The organism is Mumia sp. Pv4-285, from assembly GCF_041320275.1.
GTDB lineage: Bacteria > Actinomycetota > Actinomycetes > Propionibacteriales > Nocardioidaceae > Mumia > Mumia qirimensis.
This window is the reverse complement of the sequence record NZ_CP162023.1, coordinates 3,416,642-3,428,061: the sequence shown is the minus strand read 5'-3', so window position 1 is coordinate 3,428,061 and position 11,420 is coordinate 3,416,642. Positions and strand designations below refer to the sequence as shown.

The 11,420-nt window shown below is 70.3% G+C and carries 14 protein-coding genes; 10 read left to right on the top strand and 4 right to left on the bottom strand.

Annotation, left to right across the window (positions count from 1 at the left end; translation table 11 throughout):
* Window positions 1–8: 8 nt before the first annotated feature.
* The 4 genes from AB3M34_RS16535 to AB3M34_RS16520 all read right to left on the bottom strand — a co-directional run bounded on the left by AB3M34_RS16535 (window position 9) and on the right by AB3M34_RS16520 (window position 3,322).
* On the bottom strand, window positions 9–596 hold the full coding sequence (locus AB3M34_RS16535; protein ID WP_370615570.1) for a hypothetical protein: 588 nt from the start codon (window positions 594–596) through the stop codon (window positions 9–11).
* A gap of 505 nt (window positions 597–1,101) precedes the next feature.
* A complete protein-coding gene (locus AB3M34_RS16530) occupies window positions 1,102–2,349 on the bottom strand; it encodes an RNA polymerase sigma factor (RefSeq protein ID WP_370615568.1) in 1,248 nt (415 codons plus the stop codon).
* An 8-nt stretch (window positions 2,350–2,357) separates the two neighbouring features.
* A complete protein-coding gene (locus AB3M34_RS16525) occupies window positions 2,358–2,777 on the bottom strand; it encodes a YciI family protein (RefSeq protein ID WP_370615566.1) in 420 nt (139 codons plus the stop codon).
* A gap of 107 nt (window positions 2,778–2,884) precedes the next feature.
* Window positions 2,885–3,322 (bottom strand): YybH family protein, encoded by a 438-nt coding sequence (locus AB3M34_RS16520; protein WP_370615564.1) that lies wholly within the window; start codon window positions 3,320–3,322, stop codon window positions 2,885–2,887.
* 28 nt (window positions 3,323–3,350) lie between these two features.
* Between AB3M34_RS16520 and AB3M34_RS16515 the strand changes: the two genes are divergently transcribed.
* The 10 genes from AB3M34_RS16515 (at window position 3,351) to AB3M34_RS16470 (ending at window position 11,373) form a co-directional block, all read left to right on the top strand.
* Entirely contained in the window at window positions 3,351–4,361 is a 1,011-nt protein-coding gene (locus AB3M34_RS16515) for an RNA polymerase subunit sigma-70 (RefSeq protein WP_370615563.1), read from the top strand.
* Between the two features lie 46 nt (window positions 4,362–4,407).
* On the top strand, window positions 4,408–5,604 hold the full coding sequence (locus AB3M34_RS16510) for a hypothetical protein (RefSeq protein WP_370615561.1): 1,197 nt from the start codon (window positions 4,408–4,410) through the stop codon (window positions 5,602–5,604).
* Window positions 5,605–5,633: 29 nt separating this feature from the next.
* Complete coding sequence (locus AB3M34_RS16505) at window positions 5,634–6,293, top strand: SanA/YdcF family protein (protein ID WP_370615559.1); 660 nt, start codon at window positions 5,634–5,636, stop codon at window positions 6,291–6,293.
* A 93-nt stretch (window positions 6,294–6,386) separates the two neighbouring features.
* The gene (locus AB3M34_RS16500) at window positions 6,387–6,959 is read left to right on the top strand and encodes a hypothetical protein (protein WP_370615557.1); all 573 of its coding nucleotides are present in this window, start codon (window positions 6,387–6,389) and stop codon (window positions 6,957–6,959) included.
* Complete coding sequence (locus tag AB3M34_RS16495; protein ID WP_370615555.1) at window positions 6,956–7,588, top strand: hypothetical protein; 633 nt, start codon at window positions 6,956–6,958, stop codon at window positions 7,586–7,588. The genes AB3M34_RS16500 and AB3M34_RS16495 overlap by 4 nt, the downstream gene beginning before the upstream one ends.
* A gap of 19 nt (window positions 7,589–7,607) precedes the next feature.
* Window positions 7,608–8,450, top strand: coding sequence for a CPBP family intramembrane glutamic endopeptidase (locus AB3M34_RS16490; RefSeq protein WP_370615553.1), 843 nt, complete (start codon window positions 7,608–7,610; stop codon window positions 8,448–8,450).
* 99 nt (window positions 8,451–8,549) lie between these two features.
* Window positions 8,550–9,365: a DUF4397 domain-containing protein gene (locus AB3M34_RS16485; RefSeq protein WP_370615551.1), complete on the top strand. Its 816-nt coding sequence runs from the start codon at window positions 8,550–8,552 to the stop codon at window positions 9,363–9,365.
* Window positions 9,362–10,030: a class F sortase gene (locus AB3M34_RS16480; protein WP_370615549.1), complete on the top strand. Its 669-nt coding sequence runs from the start codon at window positions 9,362–9,364 to the stop codon at window positions 10,028–10,030. Before AB3M34_RS16485 ends, AB3M34_RS16480 begins: the two co-directional genes overlap by 4 nt.
* 60 nt (window positions 10,031–10,090) lie before the next feature.
* On the top strand, window positions 10,091–10,645 hold the full coding sequence (locus tag AB3M34_RS16475; protein WP_370615547.1) for an RNA polymerase sigma factor: 555 nt from the start codon (window positions 10,091–10,093) through the stop codon (window positions 10,643–10,645).
* Window positions 10,642–11,373, top strand: coding sequence for an anti-sigma factor (locus AB3M34_RS16470; protein WP_370615545.1), 732 nt, complete (start codon window positions 10,642–10,644; stop codon window positions 11,371–11,373). The genes AB3M34_RS16475 and AB3M34_RS16470 overlap by 4 nt, the downstream gene beginning before the upstream one ends.
* Window positions 11,374–11,420: the final 47 nt, after the last annotated feature.

Below are 11,420 nucleotides of genomic sequence, written 5' to 3'. Positions count from 1 at the left end.
GTTGCTCCTCATGGCCGCGCGCCGGTGAGCAGCACGCCACGGGCCAGCAGGATGCCCGCGAGCACGGCGCCGACGGTGCCGGCGGCGAGATCAGCGATCGTGTCGGCGTACCCGACCTGGATGCGGTCGTCGATCCGGACATGACCGAACCACTCGCCGAACTCCCACACCGTCGCGAGGGCGACCCCGAGCGCGGTCGTCACCACCGCACTGCCCCACCGGGGGTGACGCAGGCGCGCATCGTCCACCGGTGCGACGGCGTCGAGCCGTACGAGGGCGAGATGGACGACTGTCGCGACCAGTCCGGTCACGGCGGCGTGCACGACCACATCGAGCCAGCTGACGGCGACGTACCAGTCGAGCTGTGCGGCCCATCCGGCGACGAGGATCGACACGCAGTAGGCGATGTCGAGCGAGGCAGGGGCGCGCAGCGCGCGGGGGATCATCGTTCCTCCCAGCACGAGGAAGAACAAGGCACCCGCCAGCGGCCCGAACACGACCAGCCCGACCACGACGCTCACTGCCGCAGCCACCCGCACGGCGTCCGCGACGACCGTCGCCGCCGCGACCGACCGGGTCGACGGATCAGGGCGCACGCCTCGACCCTAACCGCGCTCGCGGGCCAGTGCTGCCGGAGGCGTCCGTGCCCTGCCACCGGGCATGAAGGGCGCACCGAAGGGAACCGCGGAGGCCTGACTGCTCTCGCTCGGACGGGCAGGAAAGCTCGGAGGAGCCCACCGTGGAACGAGAACCATTCGACATCGCCGAAGCCCTGGCGGAGACAGCCCCGACGACCCGCGGTGGCCCAACTCCATGCCGCTGGCTGTTCGTCGCGAGCTTCGCGCGCAGCTCGCCGTCCGTCTCTACATCGAGGCCGAGACGCTCGGCGGTCTGAACCTGTACTCGACGTCTCCGACACCGTGGATCCGGGAGCGGTGCGGCGCACGCGGCACTCGCGCTCGGTCGCTGGCGGCAGGAGGAGACGCTGAACGAGGCGCTCACCTCAACTTACGGACGGTCGCGCAGGAGGTCGTCGAGAGCACCAATGCGGTGCACGCCCGCACGGCCGACCACGACTAGCCTGCCGCCGAAGGACGCAGCTCAGCCGAGGTCGTCGAGCTTGCGGCGCAGCACTGCCCGCTCGGCTGCGCCGCCGCACAGCTCGATCGCCCGCGCGTACTCGTCGCGGGCCTCACCGCGACGCCCCAGACGGGTGAGCAACTCCGCGCGCACGGCGGGGAGCAGGTGCGATCGCTCGAGACCGCCGCCAGCGGCGATCCCGTCCACGATCACCAGGCCGCTGGCGGGGCCGGATGCCATTGCGACCGCCACCGCCTTGTTGAGGTCGACCACCGGTGAGGGAGCGACCTGACCCAGCGCCTCGTACAGCACGACGATCCGGTCCCAGTCGGTCTCGGCCACCGTCGGAGCAACCGCGTGGCACGCGGCGATCGCGGCCTGCAGGCCGTACGGGCCGAGTCCTCGCCCCGCCGATGCCGCCTGCTCCAGGGCAGCCTGTCCGCGTCGGATCGCCGACCGGTCCCAGCGTCTGCGGTCCTGGTCCTCCAGCAGGACGGCCTGGCCCGACGCGTCGAGCCGGGCAGGGAACCGCGCCGAGGTCAGCTCGAGCAGGGCGAGCAGCCCCATTGCCTCCGGCTCGGGTGCCAGACCCGCCAGCACGCGTGCCAGCCGCACCGCCTCCAGGGCGAGATCCGTCCGGATCCACGCGTCGCCGCCGGTCGCCGACGACCCCTCCGTGAAGATCAGGTAGATCACGTTGAGCACGGAGCCGAGCCGCTCGGCCCGCTCGTGCGGCTCCGGGACGGCGAAGGGGACGTGGGCGGCGGCCAGGGTCTTCTTCGCGCGGGTGATGCGGGCCTGGACCGTCGGCACCGGGACGAGCAACGCCCTCGCGATCTCGTCGGTCGTCAGACCGCCCACGACACGGAGCGTCAAGGCGACGCGGGACTCCTTGGGGAGCAGGGGGTGGCAGGCGGTGAACACCAGCGCGAGGACGTCGTCGTCGATCGCGTCCGGGTCGAACAGCACGTCGACGCCAGGGCTGCTCTCGTCGAGGTCACGGGCAAGGGTCGCGTAGCGCTCGTCACGCCCGGAGCGGCGTCGGAAGGCGTCGATCGCCCGGCGACGACCGACCGAGAGCAACCAGCCGGCCGGATTGTCCGGCACCCCGCTGGTCGACCATCCGACCAACGCTTCCGCCAGCGCTTCCTGCGCGACGTCCTCAGCCAGTGGAAGGTCGCCGGTGTAGCGGGCGAGGGCGCCGACGATGCGGGCGGACTCCATCCGCCACACCGCCTCGACGGCGCGCCTCGCCTCGTACCCGTCCATCGGGAGGATCAGAGCTGCCCGGTGCGCTCGCGCCAGACCCGCTCCTTCTGGATCCACTCGTTGTCCTGCGGGAACTCGTCGATCGTCGGGACCCGGCGGATCTCGACCTTCGTGCCCTGCGCGTACGGCAGGCGCTTGGCCCACTCGACGGCTTCCTGCTTCGAGGCGACGTCGAGGATGTAGTAGCCGCCGAACAGCTCCTTCGTCTCTCCGTACGGCCCGTCGCTCACCACCGGGGTCTCGCTGCTGAAGTCGACGACGACCGAGTCGGCAGGGTCGTCGAGGCCCTCGGCCGCGAGCAGGACACCTGCACGCATGAGCTCCTCGTTGAACCGGCCCATGATCTCGAGCATCTCGTCGAAGTCGACGTTCTCGAACTTCGCCAGGCCCTCGTCGGTGGTCCGCATGATCAGCATGTACTTGGACATCGCGTTGCTCCTCGTTCGGTCGAGGTCGCCGTTCGACCTCGCTTCACCCACAGGTCGAACGGGCGATGCGCGGATCGACAGCGCGGAGAACTTTCTTCCGGATCTTCTCACCCAGGCCCTTCGCTGTCTGCGGCGCGCCGCGCTCGGTCGTCGGTGAACGAGTGGTGCTCGTGCGCGATGCGCCAGGCCCCGTCGACACGGCGCAGCCCGATCGTCAGTCGGAGTCGCTGGTCGGGGTGCTCGTCGGAGGTGCCCGACTTCGGGCCGCAGCGCAGCAGCCCGAACGCGTACGCGATGTCGTCTCCGGCAGTCACCTCGAGGGACTCGACCACGAACTCGCCCTCGGCGCGCTGCCAGGCCAGGAACTCCGGCCACGAGTCCCGGTACGCCTGAGCGCCCCGGTTGCCTGCGTACGGAGGTGGGACGTCGAACATCACGATGTCGTCGGTGTGGTCGGCGACCACGGCGTCGAGGTCGGTTCCGTCGTTCACGGCGTCGATCCAGCGCATCACCAGCTCGCGGACTTCGGTCTCGGGATCCATCATGGTCCTCCAGGTCTGAGAGTGTGTCGTCGTGGGAGGAACCCCGGCGGACGGCAGGACTCATCGCGCGGAGCGCGCAGAGTCCGACGAGCTGGCGAGCGCCCGCGAGGGCGACGCCGACGCGTTCGCGCGCCTCGTCGCCCCGTACCGTCGCGAGATCCGGCTCCACTGCTACCGGATGCTCGGCTCGACTGCCGACGCCGCGGACGCGGAGCAGGAGACACTCGTCCGTGCGTGGCAAGGCCTCGGCGGGTTCGACGGCAGGCACCTGCGGGCGTGGCTCTACCGGATCGCCACCAACCGGTGCCTCACGCTGATCGACCGTCGCCGGCGCCGCGAGCTTCCGGTGGCCCTCTCGGGAGGCGAGACCGACGTCGCGTGGCTCGAGCCGCTGCCCGGCAGCTGGACCGGGGAGACACCGGAGGTGCGTGCCCTCGGGCGGGAGAGCGTACGCCTCGCGTTCGTCGCCGCGTTGCAGCACCTCCCGCCGGCTCAGCGGGCGGTCCTCCTGCTGCGCGAGGTCCTCGAGTTCCGTGCCGCCGAGGTCGCCACGATCCTCGACCTCACCGTCGCCGCCGTGAACAGCCTCCTCCAGCGGGCCCGGGCAGCGGTGTCCAGCGGCCTGCGTCCCTCGTCGACGGACGACGACACGTCGCTGGACGTGGTGGCCGAAAGGTACGCGGCGGCGTGGGAGGCGGGCGACGTCTCGGGGATCGTCGCGATGCTCGCCAACGACGTCCGCTACTCGATGCCGCCGCTGCCGCGCTGGTACGCCGGCCTGCCGGACGTGACGGAGTTCCTCCGCGCGGGCCCGATGCGGGAGACCTGGCGGTTCCGGCGGACGACGGCGAACGGGCAGCTGGCCTTCGCGACCTACCTCTACGACCCCGGGCACGGGGACTTCCGTCCGGGAGGGCTGGACGTCCTGCGGGTCGAGAACGGGATGGTCGTCGAGGTGGTCGCATTCCTGGAGGCGGACTTCGCGGCGTTCGGGCTGCACACCTCTCTGCCGGCTGACGTCAGCGTGCGGCCGGTGGTATGAATCGTCTGCGCGCCCGCCTGGCGAGCACAGACGCGAGGAGCGTGCGTTGACGGAGCCTGTGGCGTCGTGGTCGGAGATCGTGGGTCTGATGGTGGTGGGGCGAGGGCCGCTGCCCACGCTGACGGGCGTCGTACGCGTCGTGTCGGTCGACTGGGACGACGATGACGACGGTCGCGGTCCTGGAGAGCCGGTGGAGACTGTGCACCGGGTGTACGTGAGCGGGAGCCGCGTCCGCCGTGAGTCGCTCGAGGGTGTGGTGTGGGCGATCGACGGCGAGGACGAGCAGTGGATCTGGGACGACCCGGACGAGCCGCCGGTGTGCGACCCGTACTCGTCGAGCGCGTTCGGTGAGGATGCTCCGATCACGCGCGAGCAGACCTTCGAGTGGGACGACGACGAGGATGAGCGCCCGGTCGAGCCGATCCTCTCGACCGAGTACCTCGGTCGCCGAGCCTGGGACGTGCGGTGGCGGCATCAGCGACACCGGCGGCTCGTCGTCGACGACGAGACCGGCCTCGTTCTCCATCGCTCGGGCGACGGTGGTGAGGTCGAGGTGGCCGAGTGGTTGGAGCTGACGACCGGAGCGTCTCTGGATGACGGGTTGTTCGAGTGGGATGGACCGGGACCCGTGCGCGGCGGCGGCGACGCCACGCTGCTCGACGCCCGGGCCGAACGCGACGCGCGAGCGCGAGCCCACCTGCTGACCGCGGTCGTGCGGGCGCTCGACCGCTGGGACGAGGTTGCCGCGTTCGCCGCCGAGGCCGAGACCGAAGGCGACCTGCTGACGCGCCTGGGGGAGATGCTCGACATCGATCCGGTGGGCGCGCAAGCAGTGGCTGACCTTCAGCTACGGCGGGCCACCGGCGCATCGCGCGAGCGCATCGAGGACGACCTGGCGGGAGCGCGGTCGTCGCTGTACTGGAACGGGCGGTCCCGCGAGCGCTGGCAGCTCGGCCCGTACGACAGCATGTGGAGACGCGCTCGCTGTAGATTCTGCAACGAAGCCGACGTGATGGCTCTCGTCGCGACCGGTGATCTCCAAGCGGCGAGCGGCTTCTTCCTCTGTGGAGTGTGTTTCGCTGCCGCACGCGCCTCCGACGTCGAAACGCTCGCCCGGCGCGTCGACGATGCTCGGCCTTCGGGTCACCGCAGGACGAGCCGCGACCCGGCGCCCATCCTCGAAGCCATGGAGCGCGGCTCGTACGAGCTTCGCGCGCACCCCGACGGCGCGACGGATCGGTGAGGTTGCGCCGCTCGCCTACGCTGACCGGCATGAGCAGCCTTCGTCGTCGAGCGACCGTCGTCGGCGGGACGCTCATGCTCGCCGGAGCGTCGATGGTCGCGTCCGCGAACGCCGTCGTGCTCAACCGCGCCGAGCGGTGGATCGTCCACGACCCGGCCGACCTCCCGCACGCGCAGGTCGCCATCGTGCCGGGTTCGCTGGTGCGCGCCGACGGCAGCCTCGGCGCAGTCGTACGGCAGCGCGTGGACGCCGCGGTCGCGCTCTACGAGGCCGGGAAGGTCGACAAGCTGTTGCTCTCCGGCGACAACGGGACCCACGAGTACAACGAGCCCGACACGATGCGCGACGCCGTGCTCGCGGCTGGGGTCCCGCCCGGGGACGTCTTCACCGACTACGCGGGATTCAGCACGTGGCACACCATGCGCCGCGCGCGCGAGGTGTTTCGCGTGACGAGCGCCGTGGTGGTCACCCAGAACTTTCATCTCGCACGATCGGTGGACCTGGCGCGCGCGGCCGGCATCGACGTGCACGGGCTCGGCGTGGGAGACATCAACGGTCGGCGGGCGGGCGCACGAGAGGTGATCGCCCGGGTCCGTGGACTCGGCGAGGCGATCGTGCGGCCCGAGGTCGTGCTCGGGCCCGAGCTGCCGATCGCAGGCGACGGCCGCACCTCCTGGGCCACCGACTGACCTCTCGCTGGACAGGACGTATTGGGGCGTTCCGCATCGTCCGCGCCCGTCTGGCCCCTACGATCCTCTCGCCGGACAAGGAAGGACGTGCCGATGACTCACACCGCGCTGAAGCCGCGCCAGGTCGTCATGCTGTCCATCGCCGCAGCCTTGATTGCGGTCGTGGCGGTGGGCGTCGGCTCGTACGCGTGGGCAACCGCGGGGCCCCGGATTGACGAGGAGTACGCCGCCGGGATGAACGGCTCGACCCAGGTACGCGGACCGGGGACGGTGACGATCTACGCCGGGGAGCTGTGTCTGGACGACGACGGGACGGTGGAGCTCCTCGACGTCGCGGTGGCGGACTCGCTCCATGGGATCACGGTGACCGACTTCGGGCTGGTCGAGCCGATGCCGCAGGCCGGTGGTGGAACGGTCGACCTCGGCAGCGCGAAGAAGCCGCTTCGCGAGGCGGTCCGTGGGCGTCCCGTGAGCCGGACGCTCTCGTACCGGTGTGGTGACAACGAGGGATTCGACACCTTCCTGGTCGAACTGCGCAAGCCCCAGGCCGGCAAGGCTCGCGCGCGCGGTCTCGACATCACGTACCGCAGCGCTGGACGCGAGCACACGCTCCACGTCGACTTCGACGTCACATTCCGCGAACCTCGGCGGGGGAGTGCGCTGTGACCGACCCCGTGACGACAGACGTGGCGCCGTGGGTCACGAGGCGCCGTGCCGCCGTTGGTCTCGGCACGGCGCTCATCGTCGTCGCAGGCTCGATCGGGGCGTGGGCCTACCTGACCGCTGGCGCGCGGATCAACGATTTCGAAGACGCCGGGTCAGTCGCGCGGAGCACTCACGTCGCGGGTCCAGCGACGATGTCGTTCTCGATCGGTCCGCTCTGCGTCGACACCGCGGACGGCACTGTGGAGGTGACGGACGTCGTGCCGGCAGATCGCGACGGGGGCCTCACGGTCACCGAGTTCGGGTTCGTGGACTACATCTCCACCGCTGACGGTGGCAGTGAGTCGACGATCGGGGACGAGGAGGCGTCCCTGTCCGAGAACCTTCGCGGACGTCGCCTCACCGCGACGTTGTCGTCCACCTGCGACGGTCGTGACAGCTCGCCGCCCGAGCTGGTGATGCAGATCGACAAGACACGAGCCGGCACCACCGGCACGACGGGATTCGAGGTCTCGTACCGATCGGGGCACCGCAGCCACCAGGTCTTCGTCCCGTTCGGTCTCTGGGTGTGCGAGCCGAAGGTGACTTGCCCCGCGCGGACCTGGTCAAGCATCTCCCGCGGAGGCGACTGATGCCGGATACGGTTCGACCATGACTCGAACCTCCGCCGAGAAGACCGGCTTCTGGGACCGTGCAGCCACCTGGAAGGCCCTCCTTCTCGTGGTGGTCTACCTGGTGTTCTACCTGGCCGTCGGCCGCCTGATCGGCATGGTCTTCGACAGCGAGATCGACGGCGACAACGTGGTGGGGAGTGCGGCGAGCATCTTTTTCGCACTGGTTCTGCCGATCGCGATCGGAGCGGTCGCGCTTCTCCTGTTCGCGATCAAGGTGGGCTGGTTGCGCGCGATCTTCGGTCCGCAGCCGATCGGAGGTCGTCGCTGGATGTGGATCGCCCCCCTTCTGGTGCTGGCGGCCATCGTGGCGCACGTGGCCGGCACCGACTGGGATGCGTGGAACGGGCAGGAGATCGTCGCCCTGGCGTTCCTGGGTCTGTGCGTCGGACTCGCCGAAGAGCTGGCGACCCGTGGTCTGACGGTGAAGATCCTGCGAGACGCCGGGCACTCCGAGCGCTACGTCGCGGTCGTCTCGTCACTGATGTTCGCGCTCATGCACACCGTCAACCTCATCGCGGGGATGTCGCTCCGGACGGTGCTCGCCACCGTCGTCTACACGTTCGCCTTCGGAATGTGCATGTACCTCACGATGCGGGTGACGGGCACCATCTGGGCCGCCATCGTCCTGCACGGCCTCACTGACCCGACCACCATCCTGACCACGGGTGGTCTCGACGAGGCCGTTGTGAGCCAGGGCGGCGGGGCGACCGTCGCCGCCGCCCTGGTGACTGTCGTTCTCATCGCCTTCGGATTCCTCGCGATCTTCCTCGTACGCGGCAAGGTGGGCGATCCGGAGGCGACCCGCGCCACCACCGCGTAAGCAGCCCATCCCGCACGGCAACCGCGAGCGCCACTCGTACGAAGAACCCTTGAGGTCCGCGCCAGTCGGACCCGCGTTCGACCGAAGGGGTTGCTGACGATGAGAAAGCTCTTGATGGTGTTCGGAGGGGTGGTCGCTGCGGCCGGGCTGTCCGTGTCGCCCGCGACCGCGGCCGACGACGCTCACGTGTCCGTGCTGCACGGGGTGCCGGGTGCGGTCGTGGACGTGTATGCGAACGGCGACGCACTGCTGACCGACTTCAAGCCGGGGACACTCACCGATCCCGTGGCGCTCCCGGCTGGTGACTACGACCTGAAGGTGGTCGCTGCCGGCGACGGCGCGGATGGTGACGCGATCATGGAGGCCAACGGCGTCGCTGTCCCGGGCGGTGCCAACATCACCGTGGCGGCGCACCTCGACGCCGAAGGGACCCCGACGCTCACGCCCTTCGTCAACGACACGTCGAAGATCACCGCCGGTGAAGGACGCCTGACGGTGCGGCACGTCGCGGCCGCGCCAGCCGTCGACGTACGAGCGAACGGTGAGCCTGCCTTCACCGACCTGACGAACCCGAACGAGGACAGCGCCGACCTGCCCGCCGGAACGGTGTCTGCCGACGTCGTGCTGGCCGGGACGGACGACGTGGCGATCGGCCCGGCCGACGTCGACGTCGCTGAGGGCACGAGCACCATCGTGTACGCGTGGGGGAGCGCGCAGGACGGCAACCTCAAGCTCGCCGTCCAGACGATCGACGGCATGCACTCCTCGCCGGGCAGCGTTCCGGGCGGCTCGGGCGGCCAGGCCTCGAACGGTCTCGGTGCCGGGAACGTCACCTGGATCATCGGCGGTGTGGTGCTCGCGGGTGCCGTTGCGCTGCTGCTGACCCGGCCGTCGACGTCCCGACGGGTGCAGTGACCACAGGTCGGTTCCACCTTCCGAGGGCGGCCGTCGTCGCGACGGCCGCCCTCCTCGGGGGTGCCCTGGCCGCGGGCGCACTGGTGGTCTTGGACGGTGAGCGCGCGATCGAAGGCGTCGGACCTCGGGTGGACGGACTTCCGGCGGACGTCCAGTCGGTCGCGGGCGCACGTCCGTCGCCCGCGGCGACCCTCGCTGAGCCACCGGTACGGCGGCCGGCCCGGCCGCGACGTCTCTCGATCCCACGGCTCGATCTCCGCATGAAGGTGGTCCCGACCGGCGTCGCGGACGGCGGTGCCATGGAGCTCCCGAAGACGCCGGACCTCCTGGGCTGGTACGAGTACGGCGCGGCACCGGACAGCCCGCAGGGCGCGACCGTCCTTGCCGGTCACCTCGACACCGCGACCGACGGGGTCGGCCCGCTGGCCGAGCTCGGGCGGCTGCGGCGCGGCGACCGCATCGAGGTGAGCGCCGGGGGCGTGGCCGTGCGCTACGCCGTCACGTCCATCACCCGGATCGCCAAGAAGGGTCTGGACACGGATGTGGTGTTCTCCCGCCGCGGACCTCCTCGGCTCCATCTGGTGACCTGCTGGGGGGTGTACGTGCCGAGCGCGGGCGGCTACCAGGACAACCTCGTCGTCGCCGCACGACGGGTCACCGGCTGACATTCGAGAACAACGGGCCGATATGGCATCCGAAAGGGCCTTGCCGGGCGAAGTAGAGGCATGGACCTTCCCGATGCTGCCGAACAGGCCGCCATCGGCGCGCGCCTCGCGCGACAGGACGAAGCCGCGCTCCAGGAGGCGTACGAGCGGTACGCGCCGGTCGTGCTCGCCTACGTCAGCCGGTACGTCGGTCGTGACGAGGCCGAGGATGTGGTGCAACGGACGTTCCTGGACGCGTGGCGCGGGGCTTCGCGGTACGACCCCAACCAGCGGTTCACCGCCTGGCTGTTCACGATCGCGCACCATCGTGCCGTCGACACGCTGCGGGCCCGAAGGCACACGGTCGTCGACGTGGAGTCGATCCGGGACCTCGCGGGGGACGACGGGAGGGAGACAGCCAGCCGGTTCGCGGACGCGGCCGACGTCCGCTGGGCCGTCGCAAGGCTCCCGGAGCACGAGCGAACGGTCCTGGAGATGGCGTACTTCCAGGAGCTCACTCAGAAGGAGATCGCCGCGCGGCTCGACGTGCCGCTGGGGACGGTCAAGGCACGGGCATCACGGGGGACACGAAGACTGGGCGAGATCATGCGAGCGACGGAGGAGGAGCGGCGATGAACACTGAGCATCCCGACCTCGTCGGGCTCCTGCGGGGCGAGCTGAGGAACGTCGACGTCGTCGAGGCCGACGCGCACCTCGAGACCTGCGCCGAGTGCCGCGACGAGCTCGCCGCGATCGCGACCGGGCACGCGTTGCTGACCTCGACGGCGCGGACGCTCCGCGCTCCGACGTCGGTCGTCGTGCCGACTGCACCACCCCTCGCGCCGATTCCTGCGCCGTGGTGGCGGCGTCACGTCGGCACGGTGGTCGCCGCTGCCCTCGTTCTCGTCCTCGGCGCAGTCATGGTCCCGTTCCTCCTCGACGGTGATCAGTCGACGCAGGTGGTCCGGCAGACCGCGGCGCTGGAGCCGGTCGAGGGCACGGGGAGCGGCGAGGTCGTGATGACCGAGCGGGAGGGCGCCGTACGGATGACCATCACGACCCGCGATCTCCCGCGGCCCAGTGCAGGCGACTACTACTACGCATGGCTGTTCGAGCCGTCGACGGAGAAGATGCTCGCCCTCGGCGTGATCAATCCCGACGGCGAAGCCAGCTTCGAGATCCCGAACGACTTGGTCGGTCGGTACCAGGTCGTCGACGTGAGTCTCGAGCAGGACGACGGGGACCCGGGCCACTCGGTGACGTCGGTCCTGCGGGCTGACTACGACGGCGATCAGAGCACGACGGCCGCTGATCGTGAGGACGTGTCGACCCAGAGGAAGAATCTTTTGGCTCCACTGGTGTGACGCACGTCACACCGGGTACCGGCCACTCTGTTCCTCTCGAAAGCCGG

What these genes read in the sequence shown, in the direction of transcription:
- AB3M34_RS16470 (WP_370615545.1), top strand. Translation starts at nt 10,642, where the DNA reads ATGAACACTGAGCATCCCGACCTCGTCGGGCTCCTGCGGGGCGAGCTG.
- AB3M34_RS16520 (WP_370615564.1), bottom strand. Translation starts at nt 3,322, where the DNA reads ATGATGGATCCCGAGACCGAAGTCCGCGAGCTGGTGATGCGCTGGATC.
- AB3M34_RS16525 (WP_370615566.1), bottom strand. Translation starts at nt 2,777, where the DNA reads ATGTCCAAGTACATGCTGATCATGCGGACCACCGACGAGGGCCTGGCG.
- AB3M34_RS16500 (WP_370615557.1), top strand. Translation starts at nt 6,387, where the DNA reads ATGACTCACACCGCGCTGAAGCCGCGCCAGGTCGTCATGCTGTCCATC.
- AB3M34_RS16505 (WP_370615559.1), top strand. Translation starts at nt 5,634, where the DNA reads ATGAGCAGCCTTCGTCGTCGAGCGACCGTCGTCGGCGGGACGCTCATG.
- AB3M34_RS16530 (WP_370615568.1), bottom strand. Translation starts at nt 2,349, where the DNA reads ATGGACGGGTACGAGGCGAGGCGCGCCGTCGAGGCGGTGTGGCGGATG.
- AB3M34_RS16475 (WP_370615547.1), top strand. Translation starts at nt 10,091, where the DNA reads ATGGACCTTCCCGATGCTGCCGAACAGGCCGCCATCGGCGCGCGCCTC.
- AB3M34_RS16485 (WP_370615551.1), top strand. Translation starts at nt 8,550, where the DNA reads ATGAGAAAGCTCTTGATGGTGTTCGGAGGGGTGGTCGCTGCGGCCGGG.
- AB3M34_RS16490 (WP_370615553.1), top strand. Translation starts at nt 7,608, where the DNA reads ATGACTCGAACCTCCGCCGAGAAGACCGGCTTCTGGGACCGTGCAGCC.